This is a genomic window from Rhizobacter sp. OV335, from assembly GCF_900142965.1.
In the GTDB taxonomy this organism is placed as follows: Bacteria; Pseudomonadota; Gammaproteobacteria; order Burkholderiales; family Burkholderiaceae_C; genus Rhizobacter.
In genome coordinates this window covers 1-20500 of sequence record NZ_FRCQ01000018.1, presented here as the reverse complement: position 1 = coordinate 20500, position 20500 = coordinate 1, and the positions used below count along the sequence as shown (strand labels likewise).

Here is a 20500-nt window from a genome sequence, read left to right as displayed (position 1 = left end):
TGTTTGTGGCGGGATTGTCTCCAGAACGAGCGCCCGAGCCGACCCCCGCAAACCCAGGGAATCAGTAAGCGGCTGTGAAGCGCTTGCGGATGTGTTTCGGCGTCTCGATCTCGTCGACGATCGCGACCGCGAGGTCGGCCACCGACAGGCCGGCCGGCTTGTCGCCATCCATCAGCAACTCCTCGGTACCGATGCGGAATTTGCCGGTGCGCGGGCCTGGCGCGAGCAATGCGGCGGGCGACAGGAAGGTCCAGTCCAGCGCGCTCTCGTTGCGGATCTGGTTCAGCGCTTCGCGGGCGGCCAGTGCGCCCTGCTTGTATTCGGCCGGGAAGTGCGGCGTGTCGACCAGCTGCACGCCGGGCGCGACGAACAGGCTGCCGGCGCCGCCGACGATCAGCACGCGCTTGACGCCCGAGCGTTTGACGCCGTCGACGATGGCGCGCGTGCCCTCCAGGAACATGTCATGGATGCGCGGCTCGCTCCAGCCCGGGTTGTACGAATCGATCACGGCGTCATGGCCTTCGACTGCGGCGGCCACCTGGGCGGCGTCGAGCGCGTCGGCCTTCACGACCTTGAGGCCGAGCTGCGCGGGCAGCTTGGACGGCGTGCGTGCCAGCGCGGTCACCTGGTGGCCGCGCGACAGCAGTTCTTTCAGCACCTCGGTGCCGACGAAGCCGGTGGCACCGATCAGGGCGATCTTCATGGCGTGTTCCTGGGAGTGGTTGTCGATGATGGGATGATCCCGGCTTCACAATGGGCGCGCCAGTCGCTCATTTCGAACAACATTCTTTAGCTGTGCTTCACGACCATGGATGACCTTCGCCGCATGGCCTTGTTTGCCGAGGTGGTGCGCCACGGCTCGATGAGCGGCGCCGCACGGGCGCAGGGCATGAGCACCTCGGCGGTGAGCCAGCAGATGCGTGCGCTGGAGCAGGGCAGCGGTGTGACGCTGCTGCACCGCTCGACGCGCAAGCTGACGCTGACCGATGCCGGTGCGCGCTTCGCCGAGCACTGCCGCGCGATGGTGGACGCCGCCGAGCAGGCGCGCCGGCAGTTGACGCTGGCGCACGATGCGCCGACGGGCGAGCTGCGGATCTCGGCGCCGGTGGGCTTTGCACGCTACATCGCGCCGGCGCTGGCGCCGCTGCTGGCCGGCCACCCGGCGCTGACGCTGCGGCTGCTGGTGGACGACGCGATGATCGATTTGATCGACGCGCGCATCGACCTCGCGTTGCGCGCCGGGCGCATGCCCGATTCGACGCACGTCGCGCGGCGGCTGTGCAGCTTCTCGTGGATCCTGTGCGCCGCACCGGCCTACCTGCACCGCCACGGCACGCCGCAGGCACCGAAGGAATTGCTGGCGCACCAGTGGATCGTGCTGTCACGCGACGGCACGGTACTGGCGTTCGAGATGCGGCGCGCCGAGGGCGAGCACGAATCGCTGCGGCTGGAGGCGCGCATCACCAGCAACAACCAGTTGAGCCTGCAGCAGATGTGCCTGGCCGGGCTGGGGGTCGCGCTGCTGACGCGGGCGGATGTGGATGAGGACCTGCGCGCGGGGCGCTTGGTGCAGCTGATGCCCGACTGGCAGATGCCGGGAATTCCGGTGTGGGCCGTGACGCCGCAACGCGATGGTCAGCCGGCGAAGGTGCGGCACGCGGTGGCGGCGTTGGAGGAGTTTCTGGTCGCGGTGCCGGGCGCATCGGCCTGACCCCTCACGGATTCAGCACGGCGCGATCGACATGGCGAATGTCGGTCTTCCCACAAAACGCCATCGTCGTGTCCAGCTCCTTCGCGATGACCTGAAGCGCCTTCGTCACCCCGGCCTCGCCCATCGCGCCGAGACCGTAGATGAAGGAGCGGCCGATCATCGTGCCTTTGGCACCCAGGGCCATCGCTTTGAGAACGTCCTGGCCTGAGCGGATCCCGCCGTCCAGCCAGACCTCGATGCGTGACCCCACCGCGTCGACGATGCCCGGGAGGGCTTCGATCGACGACAAGGCGCCATCGAGCTGCCGCCCGCCGTGGTTCGACACGATCAGCGCATCCGCGCCGGTGTCGGCTGCGAGGCGGGCGTCTTCCGCATCCAGGATGCCCTTCAGGATCAGCTTGCCGCCCCAGCGCTTCTTGATCCATTCGACGTCGGCCCAGCTCAGCGCCGGGTCGAACTGGTCGGCCGTCCACGAGCCCAGCGAGGACATGTCGGCCACGCCCTTCACATGCCCGACGATGTTGCCGAACGTGCGCCGCTGCGTGCACAGCATCGCCATGCACCAGCGCGGCTTGGTCGCCAGGTTGATCAGGTTCGCGATGGTCGGCTTCGGCGGGGCCGACAGGCCGTTCTTCAAGTCCTTGTGCCGCTGCCCGAGGATCTGCAGGTCCAGCGTCAGCACCAGCGCGCCGCACTTCGCGGCCTTGGCGCGGTCGATCAGCCGCTCGACAAAATCCCTGTCCTTCATCACGTAGAGCTGGAACCAGAACGGCGCCTTGGTGTTGGCGGCCACGTCCTCGATCGACGCGATGCTCATCGTCGACAGCGTGAACGGCACGCCGAACTTCTCGGCCGCGCGCGCGGCGTGAATCTCGCCGTCGGCATGCTGCATGCCGCACATGCCGATCGGCGCCAGCGCCACCGGCATCGCCACGTCGACGCCGATCATCTGCGTGCGCAGCGAGCGGTTCGCCAGGTTGACGGCCACGCGCTGGCGCAGCTTGATCTTCTGGAACTCGCTCTGGTTGGCGCGGTAGGTGCCCTCGGTGTACGAGCCGGAGTCGGCGTAGTCGTAGAACATGCGCGGCACGCGTTTCTCGGCGAGCACGCGAAGGTCTTCGATGCAGGTGATGACGGGCATGGGGTCTCCGGTTCGGGGCAACCGGAGATGCTAGCCGCCGGGCTGGCCTTGGATGCCGGAAAGATCTTCCGGACTAACCCGAAACCTGCGCCGCAACCAACGCTCTCGCTTCGGCCAACGCTTCGCTCGCCACCGCACCGCAGGTCTCGCGCAGCCACTGCGCAAAGGCCGGCGCCGCGCCTTCGGCTGCATGCGGCAGCAGCCGGTATTGCCGCGTCGGCGTCGTGGCCAGCGCGAACAGCGGTCGCAGCGCACCGCTCGCCAACCAGGGCCGCGCCAGGCTCGGCCGTGCCAGCACGACGCCCTGGCCGCTGACCGCCGCCTCCAGCGTCAGCCCCAGGTCGACCAGCTTCGTGCCGTGGATCGGCTCGCCCCAGTCCAGGCCCGCGGCGCGGAACCACGGCGTCCACGGTTCGATCGGCGTGCGCAGCAGCGGCGCCTCGGCCAGGTCGGCCGGCGTGCGCAACGGCGCCAGCCGGGCGATCAGCGCGGGCGCGGCCATCGCCATCACGACGTCCTGCATCAGCGGCGCTGCGTCGGCCGGTGTGTCGTCGAGGTGCCGCACCTCGATGTCCGCCTCGCTGCCCGCCACGTCGAGGAAGGGGATCGACAGCACGATCTCCAGCTCGACTTGCGGATGCGCCTCGGTGAACTGCTGCAGGTGCGGCACCAGCACCTGGCGCGCGAAGGTCGGTGGCGCGGTGATGCGCAGCCGCCGCACCTGCTGCGCGGCGCGCTGGTGCAGCGGCACCGCGGCGAGCAGCCCGAGCGCCGTCGCGACCTGCGCCAGGTACTCCTTGCCGGCAGGCGTCAGCACCAGCGCCCGCGCCGAGCGCGCCAGCAGCGGCGTGCCGAGCAGTTCTTCCAGCGTCGCGATGCGCTTTCCGATCGCACTCGCCGTCACATGCAGTTCATCGGCCGCGCGCTCGAAGCTGCCGAGGCGGGCGGCGCACTCGAAGGCGCGCAGGCCGTCGATCGACGGGTAGCGGAGGTCGGGCAGGTTCATGAAGCGCGATGATAGGCCGCTCGCAGGCGCATCGAATCCGTTCGTTGACAAACGAATTCATTTGAATACACTGGATCGCAACGGAACAACTGCGAAGGAAGCGTCATGGTGAGAACCGCGTCCATGGAGCCGGTGTCCGCGCGATTGCCCGGCGACATCTACCTCTGGCTGGCCGGCCTGGAGATCGAAGGCGCGCCCACCAACAGCGACAAGGTGCGGGTGCTGCTGTCCCAGCTGAAGCGCCAGTACGACGGTGCCTTCGACTACGCTGCTGCCCATGCCTGGGTGCGCGACCTGATGGGCGGCCTGCGCGACGGCCTGGTGGCCGCCGAGCGCGAATCCGGCCGACACTCCGACCTGCTGGCCGCTTCTCTGGAGCAGCTGACCTCCACGCTCGCGCTGGTGGTGTCGTCGCGCCCCGCCAATGCTGGCGAGGCGCGCGCGCTGGAAGACGCGCTGGTGCGCCGCCTGTTTGCGATGGCCGATGGCCTGCTGCGCCAGGGCGCGACCAGCGAGGCATCGGCTTTCGATCCCGGCGTGGTGCGGCGACACTGGAAGAGCACGCTCGAACTCGCCCAGCTTCTCAACGACAAGCAAGGAGGTCCCCATGGCTGATTCCCTGAAGGCGCGCGTCGGTCGCGTCATCGTCGGCAGTGCCCATGCGCTGCTCGACCGGCTCGAAGGCGCCGCTCCCGAGGCGATGATGGAGCAGGCGCTGCGCGAAATCGACAAGGTGGTTGACGAGGTGCGCCACGAGCTGGGCACCGCCGCGGCCAACCGCCACCTGGCACAGCAACAGCACGCGCTGCTGAACCGCCGCCACACCGAGCTGTCGGCCCACATCGACGAGGCGATCGCGCAGTCGCGCGAAGACCTGGCCCGCGTCGCGGTGGCGCGCCAGCTCGACATCGAGGCCCAGATCCCGGTGCTCGAGCGCTCGCTGGCCGAGCTGTCCGGCGAAGAGACCGAGCTCACCGGCTACGTCAACGCGCTGCTCGCCAAGCGCCGCGAGATGACCGAGGCGCTGCAGAACTTCCGCGCCTCGCGCAAGGCGGTGGCCGGCGGCACGGCACATGCCGCCACCACGCGCAGCAGCGAGCGCCGGGTCGAGGCCGCCAGCTCCGCCTTCGATCGCATCTACCAGCGCGAGACCGGCTTGTCGCCGGCCGCGGCCGGTACGTCGATCGAGCATGCCGCGCGACTGAAGGAGCTGGAGGACATGGTGCTGAACAACCAGATCGAGGAACGCCTGATGAAGCTGAAGGCGACCCAGGCATGAACCTCCTGACGGCGCCGCAGACCGTGCCCTTCGGTGCGGCTTTCGTGGTGATGCTCGGTCTCGCGGTGCTGGAGCTGGTCGGCCTGCTGTCGTCGTTCAGCCCGAGCGAGTGGATCGACCACTCGCTGCTGCCCGAGCCCCATTCCGACGCCGCCCTGGACGGCGTGCTGGGCTGGCTGCACCTGGGCAAGGTGCCGACGCTGATCCTGCTGGTGCTGCTGCTGGCCGGCTTCTCGATCTGCGGCTACCTGGTGCAGATACTCGCCTCGGGCGTCAGCGGCGCCTACCTGCCTGGCCTGGTCGCCTCTGTGCCGGCCGGAGCCGGCGCCATCGCGGCGGTGCGCCTGCTCGGCGGCGCGCTCGGGCGGATCATCCCGCGCGACGAAAGCTCCATCGTCAGCGAACGCGAGTTCATCGGCCGCGTCGCCACCATCACCTGCGCGTCCACCCGCGACGGGCTCGCGTCGCAGGCGCGGCTGCGCGACGCCCACGGCCGAGCGCATTTCCTCCTGGCCGAGCCCGACGTCGCAGGCATGGCGCTGGCCGACGGCATGGAGGTGCTGGTGGTGTCGCGCGTCGGCAGCATCTACAGAGTGATCGCAAACCCGCACCCGACGCTGATGTAGCGTGCGGGGCACCCACAACGTTTCGGATCCATCGAGGAGGAGGTCATGGTGAACAGTCTGATCGAGATCGGCGTGCTCGCCGCCATTGCGCTGCTGGCGATCGTGTTGATCGGCCTGGTGCTGGCGCGGCTCTACAAGCGCTCCACGAAGGAAACCGCGTTCGTTCGCACCGGCCTGGGCGGCCAGAAGGTCATCATGGACGGCGGCGCCATCGTGCTGCCGGTGTTCCATGAACTGGTGATGGTGAACATGAACACGCTCAAGCTTGAGGTGCTGCGCCGCGAGCGCGAGAGCCTGATCACGAAAGACCGCATGCGCGTCGACGTGATCGCGGCGTTCTTCGTGCGCGTCAAGCAGACCGCCGAAGCGATCAGCACCGCGGCCCAGACGCTGGGGGCGCGCACGCTGAGCCCGAACGAGCTGAAGGCGCTGGTCGAGGACAAGTTCGTCGATTCGCTGCGCGCGACCGCCGCGACCATGACCATCCAGGAGCTGCAGGACAAGCGCCGCGAGTTCGTGCAAGCGGTGCAGAACGCGGTGGCCGAAGACCTGGAGAAGAACGGGCTCGAGCTCGAGTCCGTCTCGCTGACCAGCCTGGACCAGACCGACAAGCAGTTCTTCAACCCGAACAACGCCTTCGACGCCGAGGGCCTGACGCGGCTGACCGAGCAGACCGAGTCGCGCCGCAAGCAGCGCAACGACGTCGAGCAGGACACCGAGATGCAGGTGCGCACCAAGAACCTCGATGCATCGCGCCAGAAGCTGCTGATCGAGAAAGACCAGGAGTTCGCGACGCTGACCCAGCAGCGCGAGATCGAGATCGCGCGTGCCGAGCAGATGGCGCAGATCGCGCAGCAGCAGGCCGAGCGCAGCCGCGAAGCGGAGACGGTGAAGATCGAGGCGGAGCGCCAGGTGAGCCAGAAGCGCATCGTCGCCGAGCGCGAGATCAAGGCGGCCGAGATCGAGAAGAACCTGGCCGTGCAGACGCGCACCATCGAGAGCGAGCGCCAGACCGAGGTGCAGCGCGCCGAGCAGCGCAAGCAGGTCGAGATCGCGCGCCAGGACACGCAGATCGCGATCGCCAACAAGTCGCGCGAGCAGTCGGACGCCGATGCCGCGGCCAACGCGGCACGCGCCGAAGCGGTGAAGTCGGAAGAAGGCGTGACGACGGCGCGCGAGGTCGCGGTGGCCGAGCGCCTGAAGGAGATCGAGCTGATCGAGGCCGACAAGACCGCCCAGCAGAAGGCGATCGCCGTGAAGGTGGCCGCCGCGGCCGAGAAGGACGCGACGGTCGATCGCGCCGAGGCGATCCGCATCGAGGCCGCGGCGCGCCAAGCGGCGGCGCTGGCCGAGGCCGAGGGGCGGCGCGCGTTGAACGACGCGCTGAATACGCTGTCGTCGGCCCAGATCGACCTGCAGGTGCGCATGCAGCTGCTGCAGCAGCTGCCGCACATCATCGCGCAGGCCGTCAAGCCGATGGAGCAGATCGAGTCGATCCGCATCTTCCAGGTCAATGGCCTGGGCCAGGGGGGCGAGGGGAGCGGCGCGGCGGGATCGGCTCAGGCCGGCGGCGGTGGCACCGGCACCTTCCCGGAACAGGTCGTCAATTCGGCACTGCAGTACCAGATCGCCAAGCCCATCATCGACGCGGTGATGAAAGACGCCGGCCTGAACAACCAGGGCATCACCGGCATCAGCGAGTCGATCGCGGCGATGTTGCCGCCGACGCGGCACACCGACACTGCGTCGTGAGGTCGTGACGTTCAGGCGCCGCGGCGCTTGCGCGGCACGAAGTTGAGCTTGCCGGTCGCCTTCAGCGCCTCGGCGCTCACCTGCACCGGCTGCGCCGGCTGGTCCTGCAGCTGGTCCGGGTGCCACAGCACCAGCTGCGCCGCGCCCTCGGGCACGTTGTCGATGCGCGCGATGCCGTTCTCATCGGTCTTCGCGAACCACGGCGTGTCGGTCACGTACACCTGCCCGCGCATCGATGCATGCAGGTGGCAGCCGAGCCCGATCGGGCCGGCGGTCTCGACCTTGATGTCGGCCTGCGAGCTGCCGGTCTTCTTGGTGCGCGCGGGCGCCGGCTTGTCGTCGCCGTACTCGGAAACGCGGCCACTGGGCGCCGGCGCCGACTCCGCGGCATCCAGCCGCATCTCGAAGCTCTTCACCGCCGGCATGCTGCCCAGCGGCCCGCTCGGCACCGAGCGCACATGGTGGTCGTAGCTGTCGCGGTTCAGGAAGCGCAGCGTGCTGCCCGCCGGCACCACGGTCAGGAAGGGTGCGAAGCGCAGGTTCTCCTGCGCGATCACGACCGGCGCCGCGGCCGGCTTCAGCAGCGGCTTGATGGCCGGCTCGATCAGCACGACGGTGTCGACGACCGGCTTGCCGTCGGCATCGGTCACGAGGACCTGCACGCTGGCGGCCTGCGCACTCAGCGCAACGAGGGTGGTCACGGCGAGCGCGACGGCACGGGGGATCAGTTTGAAAGAGGTCATGGGGTGCTTCAGTGTCCAGGTCATGGCGGTTCAGGGTGTGTTGATGATGTCTCGGTGCATCGGTGCGAGCTTCGCGAGCAGCTTGTTCTGCGCGGTGAACGCGATGCCTTGCGCGTCCATCGCCTGCTGCAGCACCTCGACCAAGGCGTTGAAGTTGTTCTTGTTGATGTCCATGCCGGCATGCGCCTGCTTCATGTCCGGGCCCTTGCGCCTGCACGGGCCGCCCGAAACCTCGCAGAACTGCGTGACCAGCTCGGCCTTCACGTGCGCCTGGTCGACGTCCTTGAAGAACGGGTTCATCCGCGGGTCGGCCAGCAGCCGGACCATGAAGTCGTCGACCAGCTTCACGAGGCCGGGCTGCGCGCCGAGCTGCTGGTAGAGCGCGTCGTCGGTGGGGGTGGATTGGGCTCGTGCGTTGCCGGCGGCGAGCATGACGCCCAGCAAGACGGCATGTGCCAGGGCAGAGAAGATGCGGTTCATGAGGAATCTCCTGGCAGGTTCAGAACGCGATCTGCGCCGACACATACGCGCCACTCTGCCGGCGCGTCACGACGCCCGGCACGATCTTGCCGAGGTCGACGTAGGCAGCGGTCAGCGAGAAGTTCTTGCACGGCGCCCACGCGATGAACAGGTCGGCCCAGTCGTCCTCCTTCAGCGCGCCGGCGCCGAGCGCGGTGTTGTGGCGGAAGTTGTCCGGCTTGGCGCGGTACTCGATGCCGGCCGCGATGTTCTTGCTGAACAGGTACGCCAGCGACACCTCGGGCTGCAGCCGGTAGCTGTCGTGGTCGGTGGCGCCGAAGCCGAGCAGGCCGTTCTGGTTGGCCTTGGTGGCGCGCAGCGTCAGGTTGACGAGCACGCCCTGCCCGAGGAACAGCTTGGTCGCGCTGACGTAGAGGTCGGTGCCGCTGTCCTTCGCACCGAACGCGGTCAGCACGTCGGCCAGCGGCCCGGAATGGGCCTTCTTGTACTGCAGGCCGACGGCGACCTGCGGCATCCAGCTGTCGCTGTCGAGCACCGCGTCGCCGGCCACGCGCAGCTTCAGGCCGACGATGTCCTGCTTCAGGCGCAGGTCGTTGAACGAGGGGTCGCCGAGCACGCCGGCCAGCGCGCCGCCGACCGGGCCGGTGTCGAAGTCCTGGTGGGCCAGCGAGAGTTCGACGCGGTCGTCCCAGGCGATGGCGACGCCGTAGTCGCTCAGGCCGTAGTCCTGCGTCTTCACGCGGGTCGCGAAGGCCGAGCCGCCGAACTCGCGGGTCGTGCCGTAGCCGCCGGTCACCGCCCACGGCGTCAGCCCGCCGCCGGCCGCACCGTCGATGCTGCTGACGCCGCCGGTCAGCAGCAGCTTGCCGCTGTGCGTGCTGCTCTGGGCCAGCACCGGCGCGGCAGCGACGGCGAGTGGAATGGCGCAGGCGAGCGCCAGTCGATGCAAGGGCATGGGGTCTCCTCAGGTGTCGTGCCGGGATCTACGTACCGAGGTCGGCCACGGATGCAGTCTGCCGATCGCGCAGAGATGCATCGTCCATCGAACGTGAATTGTTGGCAATAAGGGCGTGGGCCTACGGGTCTTGCTGGTCGAACAGCGGCATCGGCGCGTAGACAGGCTCGGGCTCGTGCACCTCGGGCGGGGCCGTCTTCGGCGTGACCAGCTCGCTCAGCGTCGCCAGGTTGCCGGCGCGCACGCCGAGCAAGCGCAGCCGGCGCGACAGGTCGACGCGCTTCAGGCATTCGCCCGCCGCGCGGCGGATCGTGCGTGCATCCATCGTGTGGGCCGGCAGCGTCAGGTCGCGGGTGACGATCTTGAAATCGTCGAAGCGCAGCTTGATGCCGATGGTCTTGCCGGCGTAGCCCTTGCGCGCCAGGTCGCCGGCCAGCTCGACGCACAGCTCGGTGAAGATCGCCGACAGCACCGGCCGGTCGCGCACCGCGTGCAGGTCGCGCTCGAAGGTGGTCTCGCGGCTGATCGATTTCGGCTCGCTGTAGGTGACCACCCCGCGCTCGTCGCGGCCGTGCGCCGCCTCGTGCAGCCACGCGCCGTAGCTCTTGCCGAAGTGCTCGACCAGCCACACCGGATCGGCCGCGGCGATGTCGCCGATGGTGTGGAGTCCGAAACCGGCCAGCTTCTCGCTCGCCTTCGGGCCGATGCCGTTGACCTTCTTCGCGGCCAGCGGCCAGATGCGCGCCGGGATCTCGTCGAGCGACAGCAGCGTCAGGCCGTTCGGCTTGTCGAGTTCGGAGCACAGCTTGGACAGCAGCTTGTTCGGCGTGATGCCGACCGAGCAGGTCAGCCCGGTGGCGTCGAACACCGCATCCTTCAGCGCCTGGCCGAGGCTGCGGCCGGCGTCGTGCTGCGCGCCGGGCACGTCGGTCAGGTCGATGTAGATCTCGTCGATGCCGCGGTCTTCGACCAGCGGGGCGATCTGCCGCACCGCCGCCTTGAACAGGCGCGAGTAGCGGCGGTATTCGTCGAAGTCGACCGGCAGCAGGATCGCGTCGGGCGCGAGCAGGGCCGCCTTCATCATGCCCATCGCCGAGTACACGCCGAGCGCACGCGCCGCGTAGGTGGAGGTGGTGATGACGCCGCGGCCGGTGTAGTCGCGCAGCTTCGCGTAGCGCCAGCTGCCGTCGGCCAGCTGCCGCGGCTTGCTGTCGCGCCCGCCGCCGATCACCACCGCCTGGCCGCGCAGCTCGGGGTAGCGCAGCAGTTCGACGGACGCATAGAAGGCGTCCATGTCGAGGTGGGCGATCAGGCGTCGGGTCATGGGGGTGGCTGTACGAAACCACAGTATCTCGCGGCGCGCTATTCTCGCGCCAATTCGCTCGCGCCAAATTGTTCGCCCCTTCCATGCTGGATTTCCAAGCCCCGCCCATCGATGCGGCCCGCATGCGCCGCGCCGGCCGCGACCTGTTGTCGCTCGCGCTGATGGACGCCCGCAACCATTCGCTGCGCTGGCTGCAGGCCTTCGAGAACGCGCGCGTCGAGGTGCCGGAAGCGCTGCGGCCCGAGGTCGATCCGCCGCTGTGGACGATCGGCCACCTCGGCTGGTACCAGGAGTACTGGATCGGCCGCAACGTGCAGCGCCACCGCGGCGAGCAGTGCGACGAACGCGCGCCGCGCCTCGCGTCGATCGAGCCCGGTGCCGACGGCTGGTTCGACGCCTCGCTCGCGCCGGTGGCCACGCGCCGCGCGCTGGCGCTGCCCGACGCGCAGGCGGTGCGCCACTACCTGGCGGAGACGCTGGAGACCACGCTCGAGCTGCTGGAGCATGCGCACGACGGCGACGCCGCGCTGTATTTCTTCCGCCTCGCGCTGTTCCATGAAGACGCGCATGCCGAGGGCCTGGCGGTGCTGTCGCAGCAGCTCGGCTTCGACGCCGGGCTGTGGCCGGCGCCGTCGACGCTGCCGTCGCGGCCGCCGCTGCTGTTCCCGGCGTCGCGCGCGCGCATCGGCAGCGAAGCGGGCGAGGGCTTCGCGTACGACAACGAGCAGCCGGCGCACGACGAGCCGTTGCCCGAGTTCGAGATCGATGCGCAGGCGGTGAGTTGGGCGCAGTACGGCGAGTTCGTCGAGGATGGCGGTTACGACGAAGCGCGCTGGTGGACGCCCGAAGGTTGGGCCTGGGTGCAGGCGGGCGGGCGGCGCAGCCCGCTGTACGTCGACCAGATGCGCCAGGGCGTGTTGCAGCAGCGCTTCGGCCGGCTGACGCGCGTGCCGCTGGCGCAGGCTGCCCTGCACATCAGCTGGTACGAGGCCGATGCCTGGTGCCGCTGGGCGGGCAGGCGCTTGCCGACCGAGGTGGAGTGGGAGCATGCGGCGCGCAGCGGCGAATCGCGCGGCTTCCGCTGGGGCCAGGTGTGGGAATGGACGGCAGGCCGCTTCCGGCCGTATGCGCATTTCGAGCCGGGTCCGGACCGCGGCCACACGATGCCCGGCTTCGACGACCGGCATCGCGTGCTGCGCGGCGCGTCGTTCGCGACGCGCGAGCGGCTGCGGCATCCTTGCTATCGGAATTTCGAATTGCCGAGCTGCGATGTGCAGTTCAGCGGCTTCCGGAGTTGCGCTGCGTAGAACCTACAAGCCTGCAAAAAACGCCAGCGACGGCGCGAAGAAATACTCCCCGCCTTTCAGCGTCACGAAGCCCGACATGCGCTGTGCCAGCGTCGGCGCCTGCGCATCGCCCCAGCCGGCGTGGTGCCGGTGCTTCACCGCGCCGCCCTGGCCGGCCAGCGGGTCGATGCCGGTGTGGCCGAGCACGAAGCCCTCGTCGTTGGCCCGGTTCGCCTGCGAGAACTCGAACTGCTCGACGATGCTCGCCTGGCAGGCCATGAACAGCAGCCCCACGCCATGCGACGGCGCATCGCTGAAGCGCATCTGCGCATCCTGCCGCCGCTCGCCATACGGCATGCTGCGGCGTGCCATCAGCCGCGCGCGCTCGGCCGCGGCGTCGATGCCGAATTCGCGCACCGTGTCGCCACGCGGGTTGGTCTTGCGGATGTGCGCATGGAACGGGCAGCGCAGCCCCTGCGGATCGTCGGCGTAGTCGAAATCGCCGGCCTGCGGCGGCGCCAGCCCGTCGTGGCCCTGCAGCGCGAGCGGCGTGCCGTCGGCGAAGCGGCCCACCAGCATCGCGCCGGCCAGCGCCGCATCGGCCGCCGCGCCGAGCTTGCGCAGCCCGCGCGCCAGCGCGGCCTCGGCCTGCCGGAAGGCGTGCACGTTCTGCTCGAGCTTGCGGCAGACCACGTACGAGCCGTGCGCCGCAGGGTCGTCGACCGACGGGTCGCGCACCAGCACCTGGCCCAGCGGGAAGCGCGGCGACCATCGCTGGCTGTCCCCGCGGCGCAATGCGTCGCGGGCGAGGTCCTCCTCGATCATCAAGGGCTGGCTGAGGCCAGAGACGAAGCCGAAATGCTCGAGGCCCTCGCCGCGCGCGTTGCGCCAGGTGCGGGCGTGCTCGATGCCGAGCAGCTCGACACCGTCCGGCAGCGCGGCCGTCCAGGCGGCGAGCTGCGCGTCGACCTGCGGCGCATCGCCGGCCAGCTGCACCAGCGCATGCACCTCGCCGCGCCACGCCGGCTCCCAACCGGCGTGGTCGGGGTCGCGCAGCATCGGCTGCCGGTCCTTCAGGCCTTCGGTGAAGGCCGGGTCCGACGGCCAGCGTTCGCGCGGCACCTGCAGCGCACGGTAGCCGCTCGCCGACAGCAGGCACGCGACGAAGGGTGGCGTCTGCAGCGGCGTGCCGGCCGCGCGCGCGGCACGCACGCGCCCGGCATCGGCGAGCTGCACATCGGCGCGGCTGAGCTGCGGCAGCAGCCCGCGCAGCAAGGCGCGCCCGGCAGGTGCCTGCCGGAAGCGCAGCAGCAGGTGCGCCGCGTGCGGCCGGCCGTGGCCCTTCAGCAGGTTGCCCTGCAGCTGCGCCAGCAGCGTGCGCTCGGCGGCGGTGATCGTGGCCAGCGAGAGGGTCTTGCTCAGGTCGACGACCGGCGGGGGCATGGGGGGTCCTGGTGAGGCAGCAACGACAGCGTGCCTTCACGCCGCGTTCACGGCATCCCCAAGTTCGCGGAAATCGAACCCCCCAGTTTGTCGATGTCAGGGGCTGTCAGCTGAGCGGTGCGAGCGCGGTGTAGTCGACCGCCTGCTCGCCGCGGCAGAAGCCGTACAGCTGCAGGCCCGACTGCCGCGCGATGTCGACCGCGAGCGAGGTCGGCGCCGAGATCGCGGCCAGCGTGCCGACCTGCAGCCGTGCGCACTTGCGCACCAGCTCGTAGCTCGCGCGGCTCGACATCACGACGAAGCCGGGCTCGCCGATCCGCCCCGCCAGCGCGCGCCGGCCGAGCAGCTTGTCGAGCGCGTTGTGGCGGCCGACGTCTTCGGTCACGTCGAGCAGTTCGCCCGCCGGCGTGGCCCAGCCGGCCGCATGGCAGGCGCCGGTCACGGCGTTCAGCGCCTGCCGGGCCGGCAGCGCGCCGAATGCGCGCAGCACCACGTCGGCCGGGATCAGCGCGTGGTCGGGGAGGCGTTCGGTGGGCATCAGGTCGAGCTGCGCGAGGCTGTCGATGCCGCACAGGCCGCAGCCGGTGCGGCCTTCGAGCGAGCGCTTGCGGTCTTTCAGCGCGGCGAACGCGCGCGCCGACACCGTCAGGTGCACCTCGCAGCCGCGCGCATGCGCCATCACCTCGATGTCGCGGCATTCGTCGCGGCTGGCGATCAGCCCTTCGGACAACGCGAAGCCGAGCCCGAAGGCCTCCAGGTCGGTCGGCGTGGCCATCATCACCGCATGCGACAGGCCGTTGAAGACCAGCGCCACCGGCGACTCCACCGCCACGTTGTCGCGCCGCTCGCTGGCCACCGCGCCGACGTGGCGCAGCACCGAGAGCGCCTCGGTGGGCGGCAGGCTGTCGGGCAGGTCGCAGGTGTCGGGGTCGGGATGCGGGATGGGCAGGCTCATGTCAGGCGCCGTGCGGCGTCGGTCGCGAAGGCCCGCCATTGTCCGGCCTCGTCGACCTGCAGGCGCACCCAGCCGGGGCCGACCGCGTCGCCGATGCGGGCATCGCTCATCTGCGTGTAGAGGCGGATCAGCACGCTGACGCGCACCTCCAGCCGCTTGGCCAGTCGCGTCAGCGAGACGCCGCTGCCGTCTTCGTCGAGCACGAGCAATTCCTGCAGCGCACGCGCCTCGATCGGCGCGGGTTCGTCGTCAGGCCCTTCAGGCGACAGCGGTGTCGGCGACATCGCGCGCCTTCGTGACCGGTGAATCCAGCGGTCGCAGCGTCAGCACCACCGGAATCGACTTCGAGGTCGGCGTGCGGGCGCCGATCGCGAAGCTCTGCAGCGGCACCAGCGAGTTCGTCTCGGGGTAGTAGCTCGCGATGCAGCCGCGCGGGATGTCGTACTCGACCAGCAGGAACTTCTCGGCGGTGCGGCGTTCGTCGTTGCCGTCGTCGCCGAAGTAGACGCTGGTGATGTCGACCCAGTCGCCGGCCTTCATGCCGATCTCTTTCAGGTCGTCGCGGTTGATGAAGACCACGCGGCGGTGCCCGTAGACGCCGCGGTAGCGGTCGTCCATGCCGTAGATCGTGGTGTTGTACTGGTCGTGCGAGCGCACCGTGGCCAGCGTCAGCACAACCGCATCGGTCTGCTTGCGAGCGCGGTGCACGGCGGTGTCGCGCGGCACCGGGTGGGCGCTGAACTGCGCCTTGTTCGATGCGGTGACCCACACGCGTTCCGACGCGGTGTTGCGCAGCCGGAAGCCGCCCGGCTTCTTGATCTTCTCGTTGAAGCCGGCGAAGTCGTCGAACACCGCCTCGATCTTGTCGCGGATGCGGCTGTAGTCCTCGACCAGCCACATCCAAGGCGTCTTGCTGGCCGGCAGCGTGGCGGCGGCGAGCCGCGCGACGATCGCCGGTTCGGACAGCAGCCTCGGCGAGGCCGGCGCGTTCAGACCGGACGACAGGTGCACCATGCTCATCGAGTCTTCGACCGTCACGCCCTGCGCGCCGGCGGCCTGCAGGTCGACTTCGGTGCGGCCCAGGCAGGGCAGCAGCAGCGCCTGGCGGCCGTGGATCACGTGGCTGCGGTTGAACTTGGTCGCGACGTGCACCGTCAGCTCGCAGCGGCGCAGCGCCTTCCAGGTGGCATGGGTGTCGGGCGTGGCTGACGCGAAGTTGCCACCCATCGCGAAGAACACCTTGCCGCGGCCGTCGAGCATCGCCTCGATCGCGGCCACGGTGTCGAAGCCGTCGGCGCGCGGCGGCTCGAAATCGAACACCTCGCCCAGCCGGTCGAGGAAGGCCGGCGCCGGCTTCTCGTAGATGCCCATCGTGCGGTCGCCCTGCACGTTGCTGTGGCCGCGCACCGGGCAGGCGCCGGCACCGGGGCGGCCCAGGTTGCCGCGCATCAGCAGCAGGTTGGTGATCATCTGGATCGTCGCGACCGAATGCTGGTGCTGGGTGATGCCCATGCCCCAGCAGGCGATCACGCGGCCGGCGCCGGCGTACAGGTCGCCGGCCTGGCGGATCTGCGCTTCGGTGAGGCCGGATTCGGCCTCGATCGTTTCCCAGCTCTCGGCGCGGGTGTCGGCCTCGAAGGCCTCGAAGCCATGCGTGTGCTCGGCGATGAAGGCCAGGTCGAGCACGCGGGCGGCGCCGTCGCGCTGCGCGCGGTCGTCCAGCTCGAACACGTGCTTGCACATGCCCTTGACGAGCGCGAGATCGCCGCCGATGCGCAGCTGGAAGTAGTGCGAGCTGATCGGCGTCGAGCCGAGCGTGGTCATCTCGAGCGCGCTCTGCGGGTCGGCGAAGCGCTCCAGGCCGCGTTCGCGCAGCGGGTTGAAGCTGACGATCTTCGCGCCGCGCTTCGACGCCTGGCGCAGCTCGCCGAGCATGCGCGGGTGGTTGGTGCCGGGGTTCTGGCCGAAGATGAGAATCGCGTCGGCCAGCTCGAAGTCGTCGAGCGTGACCGTGCCCTTGCCGACGCCGATGGTCGGGCGCAGGCCCGAGCCGCTCGGCTCGTGGCACATGTTCGAGCAGTCGGGGAAGTTGTTCGTGCCGTACTCGCGCACGAACAGCTGGTAGAGGAAGGCCGCCTCGTTGGAGGTGCGGCCGGAGGTGTAGAAGATCGCCTGGTTCGGGTCCGGCAGCGCGCGCAGCTCGCGCGCGATCATCGCGAACGCCTGGTCCCAGTCGATCGCCTGGTAGCGGTCGGAGGCCGCGTCATACACCATCGGGTGCGTGATGCGGCCCAGGTCTTCGAGGAAGAAATCGGATTGCTCGGCAAACCACGAAACGGTGTGCGCGCCCAGCACCGCGGGCGTCGCGCGCTTGGACGTGGCCTCGGCGGCCACGGCCTTCACGCCGTTCTCGCAGAACTCGAAGGTCGAGGCATGGTCGCGGTCGGGCCACGCGCAGCCGGGGCAGTCGAAACCGTCCGGCTGGTTGGCCGACAGCATCGTCTTCGCGCCCTTGGCCGCGATGCCGTGCTGCAGCAGCTGGCGCGCGACGCTCTTCAGCGCGCCCCAGCCACCGGCCGGACCCTTGTAGAACTCGATCTTCTGCTCTGCCATTTTTTCTCAAACGCTCCCAATTGCGCACACCGAACCCACCACGCCGATATATCGGCGTGGCGGGTTGTTTCTACAGCTTCAGGCGAAGAACTTGCCGACGGTCAGCAAGGTCTTGTAGACGCCCCAGGCCAGCGGGATGCCCACCGCCGCCCAGGCCAGCGCGACCATGAAGGTCGGCGTGGTGCCGCCCGCGCCGGGGCCGCTGCCCACGTCGGACGCCGCCGCGCGGTCATGTGCCAGGCGCTTCTCTTCGGCCAGCTCTTCGTCGCTCATGAAGTGCTTGTCGGCCACCGGACGGATCGACAGGTTGGCGATCAGGCCGATCACCAGCATGCCGACCAGGATGTACATCGTCTGGTTGTAGACCTGCTCGCGCGGGATGCCCAGGCTGAGCTGGTAGTCGCGCATGTAGTTCACGATCACCGGGCCGAGGATGCCGGCCGTGGCCCAGGCCGTCAGCAGGCGGCCGTGGATCGCGCCCACCATCTGCGTGCCGAACAGGTCGGCCAGGTAGGCCGGCACTGTCGCGAAGCCGCCGCCGTACATGCTCAGGATGACGCACACCGCACCGACGAACAGCAGCGTGCTGCCGGCCCCTGCGCTGCCCGGCAGGCTGGCGTACAGCACGCCGCCGAGCACGAAGAAGATCGTGTAAGTCAGCTTGCGGCCGAGCTTGTCCGAGATGCTGGCCCAGAAGAAGCGGCCACCGATGTTGAACAGGCTCAGCAGCGCGGTGAAGCCGGCCGCGATGCCGGCGATCGCTGCCTTCTGCGCGGTGTCGAGTTCGCCGATCTTCTTGGCCACGCCGATCAGGCTGCCGCCGAAGACTTCCTGGAGCATCGGGCTGGCCATGCCGATCACGCCGATGCCGGCGCTGACGTTCATGCACAGCACCAGCCAGACCAGCCAGAACTGCGGAATGCCCCAGACCTTCTTCACGTGCACGTGGCGCTGCGTGATCATCGCGTTGGCGGTCTGCGCGACCGGCGGGGTCCAGCCTGCGGGCTTCCAGCCGCTCGGCGGCACGCGGTAGCCGAAGGCGCCGCCCAGCATGAAGACGAAGTAGACCAGCGCCATCACGATGAAGGTCTGCATCACGCCGACGCCGGTCGGCGATGCGAAGTTCTTCATCAGTTCGGCCGCGAGCGGCGAACCGATCATCGCGCCGCCGCCGAAGCCCATGATGGCCATGCCGGTGGCCATGCCGCGGCGGTCGGGGAACCACTTGATCAGCGTCGACACCGGCGAGATGTAGCCGAGGCCGAGCCCGATGCCGCCGATGATGCCGGAGCCGAGGATCATCAGCCAGAACTGGTGCAGGTGGATGCCCAGTGCCGAGATCAGCATGCCGCCGCACCAGCAGAGCGCGCTGACGACGCCGGCCTTGCGCGGACCGGCCCGTTCGAGCCAGCCGCCCCACAGCGCCGCCGAGCAGCCGAGGAACACGAAGAACAGGGTGTACATCCACCCGAGCGTGGAGACCTTCCAGTCGCAGGTGGTGGTGAACAATTCGGCGAAGAAGCCGACCTCAGGACCGCACTTGATGGCTTCCTTGATGCCCAGCGCCCTCGACAATGGCAACCAGAACACCGAGAAGCCATAGGCCATGCCGATGCACAGGTGGATCGCGAGGGCGGCCGGTGGGACGAGCCAACGATTGAAGCCAGGGCCTGCGATGGTGCGCTCTTTGTCGAGCAGACCAGCGGCAGGGGCTGGCGCGGATGAGGTCGAATCCGCCGTGGTTGTGGACATTCTTGCTCCCGGGTTTGTGAGTATCGGTATTCAAGGATCCCGCCGGGCTCGCACGGGGCTTGATGCTGCAGTGACACGCAAGCTCCCGACTGTAGGCAGGCGTCGGCGTGGCCGCAATATGATGCCGCGGACATAGGCCCGTGAACAAGCAATCGCTTACATGGGCAGGAAAACGATAAGGCTGTATTTCGTGAATAAAGTCACCATCAGGCCTCAGTGGTCGCTGACCCGTGAAGGCAGCGGCACGCTGATGCCGCGGCTCATCGAATTGCTGCGTCTCGTGCAGCAGCACGGCAGCCTGGCGCGCGCCTGCGAATCGAGCGGGTTGTCGTATCGCCATGCCTGGCAGATGGTGCGCGAGGGGCATGAGCTGTTCGGTGCGCCGTTGCTGCGCATGTCGCCGGGGCGCAATTCGACGCTCGCGCCCTTGGGCGAGAAGCTGGTGTGGGCCGATCACCGCATCGCGGCGCGGCTGACGCCGTTGTTCGAATCGATCGCGTCGGAGCTCGAGGCCGAGATCGCGCAGGCAATGCAGGAGCCGCCGGCGGTGTTGCGGCTGCATGCGAGCCATGGGTTCGCGATCGAGATCCTGCAGCAGCAGCTGGCGGCCGACGGCATGCAGCTCGAATGGAAATACTGCACCGCGATCGAAGCGGTGTCGGCGATGTCGAGCTGGCAATGCGATGTGGCCGGCGTGCACGTGCCGCACGGCGAGTTCGAGGCAGCGGGTGTCGAGCACTACCGGCCGTGGTTGCGGCCGGGCGAGCAGATGCTGATCGACGTGAGCACGCGGCGGCAGGGGCTGATGCTGCAGCGTGGCAATCCGTTGCGAATCCAGGGGGTGTCCGATCTGGCGCGCATGGATGTGCGCTTCGTCAGCCGGGATCCGGGGTCGGGCACGCGGCTGCTGCTGGACCAGCTGCTGCAGCAGTCGGGGGTCGATCCGGCAGGGCCGGTCGGTTATGCGCCGTGGGAGCGCACGCATGCGGCGGTGGCGGCCTACGTGGCCAGCGGGATGGCCGATGCGGGCTTCGGGGTCGAGACGGCGGCGCGGCGTTTCGAGCTGGATTTCATTCCGCTGGCGACGGAGCAGTATTTTCTGTTGTGCGACGAAGCGTTCTTCGACACGCCGGCGATGCTGCAGCTGATGGCGGTGCTGAGCAGCGAGGAGTTCCGGGCCGCGGCCAATCAGCTGCCGGGGTATGACGCGCGGCATGCGGGGGAGGTGCATCGGCTGGAGGATGCGTTTCCGTCTTTGCTGTTGTGATGGGGCGTTGGTCGCGCGCGTGGTGCGGCTGGAGGTGGGCCGTGGGGGCTCATGCCGGGGTGGTCGGCCCCGGGGGCCGACTCCACGAAGAAGATCGGCTTCGGGGGTGCATCGGCAAACTCCCTCCACTCACTTCGTTCGTTGTGGTCAGACAGTGCCGATGAGTC

Annotated in this window: 19 protein-coding genes; 7 read left to right on the top strand and 12 right to left on the bottom strand. The window is 69.2% G+C overall.

All coding sequences use genetic code 11. From position 1 onward, the window contains the following. Window positions 1-61: 61 nt before the first annotated feature. Window positions 62-703 (bottom strand): NAD(P)-dependent oxidoreductase, encoded by a 642-nt coding sequence (locus BUE42_RS18545; RefSeq protein WP_073466737.1) that lies wholly within the window; start codon window positions 701-703, stop codon window positions 62-64. Between the two features lie 105 nt (window positions 704-808). Here BUE42_RS18545 and BUE42_RS18540 point away from each other — a divergent pair, with 105 nt between their 5' ends. Continuing rightward, window positions 809-1711, top strand: coding sequence for a LysR family transcriptional regulator (locus BUE42_RS18540; RefSeq protein ID WP_073466736.1), 903 nt, complete (start codon window positions 809-811; stop codon window positions 1709-1711). A 4-nt stretch (window positions 1712-1715) separates the two neighbouring features. Here the strand turns inward: BUE42_RS18540 and BUE42_RS18535 are convergent, their stop codons facing one another. Together BUE42_RS18535 and BUE42_RS18530 are read right to left on the bottom strand one after the other, a co-directional pair. Next, complete coding sequence (locus BUE42_RS18535; RefSeq protein ID WP_073466735.1) at window positions 1716-2852, bottom strand: alpha-hydroxy acid oxidase; 1137 nt, start codon at window positions 2850-2852, stop codon at window positions 1716-1718. Window positions 2853-2925: 73 nt separating this feature from the next. Next, window positions 2926-3858, bottom strand: coding sequence for a LysR substrate-binding domain-containing protein (locus BUE42_RS18530; RefSeq protein WP_073466734.1), 933 nt, complete (start codon window positions 3856-3858; stop codon window positions 2926-2928). Between the two features lie 105 nt (window positions 3859-3963). Here BUE42_RS18530 and BUE42_RS18525 point away from each other — a divergent pair, with 105 nt between their 5' ends. The 4 genes from BUE42_RS18525 to BUE42_RS18510 are packed head-to-tail and all read left to right on the top strand — an operon-like array spanning window position 3964 to window position 7515. Beyond that, window positions 3964-4473: a hypothetical protein gene (locus BUE42_RS18525; protein WP_073466733.1), complete on the top strand. Its 510-nt coding sequence runs from the start codon at window positions 3964-3966 to the stop codon at window positions 4471-4473. Continuing rightward, window positions 4466-5137, top strand: a complete 672-nt coding sequence (locus tag BUE42_RS18520) for a PspA/IM30 family protein (RefSeq protein ID WP_073466732.1) — start codon at window positions 4466-4468, stop codon at window positions 5135-5137. Before BUE42_RS18525 ends, BUE42_RS18520 begins: the two co-directional genes overlap by 8 nt. Further along, complete coding sequence (locus BUE42_RS18515) at window positions 5134-5763, top strand: YqiJ family protein (RefSeq protein ID WP_073466731.1); 630 nt, start codon at window positions 5134-5136, stop codon at window positions 5761-5763. Before BUE42_RS18520 ends, BUE42_RS18515 begins: the two co-directional genes overlap by 4 nt. Before the next feature lie 45 nt (window positions 5764-5808). After that, window positions 5809-7515: a flotillin family protein gene (locus tag BUE42_RS18510; protein ID WP_073466730.1), complete on the top strand. Its 1707-nt coding sequence runs from the start codon at window positions 5809-5811 to the stop codon at window positions 7513-7515. Between the two features lie 11 nt (window positions 7516-7526). Here the strand turns inward: BUE42_RS18510 and BUE42_RS33080 are convergent, their stop codons facing one another. From BUE42_RS33080 to dinB, 4 genes are all read right to left on the bottom strand, one after another. After that, entirely contained in the window at window positions 7527-8258 is a 732-nt protein-coding gene (locus BUE42_RS33080) for a cupredoxin domain-containing protein (RefSeq protein ID WP_159445452.1), read from the bottom strand. Between the two features lie 30 nt (window positions 8259-8288). After that, window positions 8289-8738, bottom strand: a complete 450-nt coding sequence (locus BUE42_RS18500) for a group I truncated hemoglobin (RefSeq protein ID WP_073466729.1) — start codon at window positions 8736-8738, stop codon at window positions 8289-8291. A gap of 19 nt (window positions 8739-8757) precedes the next feature. Then, window positions 8758-9693, bottom strand: coding sequence for a DUF3034 family protein (locus BUE42_RS18495; RefSeq protein ID WP_073466728.1), 936 nt, complete (start codon window positions 9691-9693; stop codon window positions 8758-8760). A 121-nt stretch (window positions 9694-9814) separates the two neighbouring features. After that, entirely contained in the window at window positions 9815-11017 is a 1203-nt protein-coding gene (gene dinB / locus BUE42_RS18490) for a DNA polymerase IV (RefSeq protein ID WP_073466727.1), read from the bottom strand. An 83-nt stretch (window positions 11018-11100) separates the two neighbouring features. Between dinB and BUE42_RS18485 the strand changes: the two genes are divergently transcribed. Continuing rightward, window positions 11101-12324 (top strand): SUMF1/EgtB/PvdO family nonheme iron enzyme, encoded by a 1224-nt coding sequence (locus BUE42_RS18485; protein ID WP_073466726.1) that lies wholly within the window; start codon window positions 11101-11103, stop codon window positions 12322-12324. A 3-nt stretch (window positions 12325-12327) separates the two neighbouring features. Here BUE42_RS18485 and BUE42_RS18480 read toward each other — a convergent pair whose 3' ends face one another. The 5 genes from BUE42_RS18480 to BUE42_RS18460 all read right to left on the bottom strand — a co-directional run bounded on the left by BUE42_RS18480 (window position 12328) and on the right by BUE42_RS18460 (window position 19066). Continuing rightward, complete coding sequence (locus BUE42_RS18480) at window positions 12328-13746, bottom strand: Dyp-type peroxidase (RefSeq protein ID WP_073466725.1); 1419 nt, start codon at window positions 13744-13746, stop codon at window positions 12328-12330. A gap of 106 nt (window positions 13747-13852) precedes the next feature. Further along, window positions 13853-14701 (bottom strand): formate dehydrogenase accessory sulfurtransferase FdhD, encoded by an 849-nt coding sequence (gene fdhD / locus BUE42_RS18475; protein ID WP_083614256.1) that lies wholly within the window; start codon window positions 14699-14701, stop codon window positions 13853-13855. Further along, entirely contained in the window at window positions 14698-14985 is a 288-nt protein-coding gene (locus tag BUE42_RS18470; protein WP_083614255.1) for a hypothetical protein, read from the bottom strand. The genes fdhD and BUE42_RS18470 overlap by 4 nt, the downstream gene beginning before the upstream one ends. Beyond that, complete coding sequence (locus BUE42_RS18465) at window positions 14960-17314, bottom strand: FdhF/YdeP family oxidoreductase (protein WP_073466724.1); 2355 nt, start codon at window positions 17312-17314, stop codon at window positions 14960-14962. The genes BUE42_RS18470 and BUE42_RS18465 overlap by 26 nt, the downstream gene beginning before the upstream one ends. Before the next feature lie 78 nt (window positions 17315-17392). Further along, complete coding sequence (locus BUE42_RS18460; RefSeq protein ID WP_073466723.1) at window positions 17393-19066, bottom strand: OFA family MFS transporter; 1674 nt, start codon at window positions 19064-19066, stop codon at window positions 17393-17395. A gap of 160 nt (window positions 19067-19226) precedes the next feature. On the opposite strand from BUE42_RS18460, the gene BUE42_RS18455 reads away from it, so the two are divergent. After that, window positions 19227-20333, top strand: a complete 1107-nt coding sequence (locus BUE42_RS18455) for a substrate-binding domain-containing protein (protein WP_235002446.1) — start codon at window positions 19227-19229, stop codon at window positions 20331-20333. The last annotated feature ends 167 nt before the right edge of the window (window positions 20334-20500 follow it).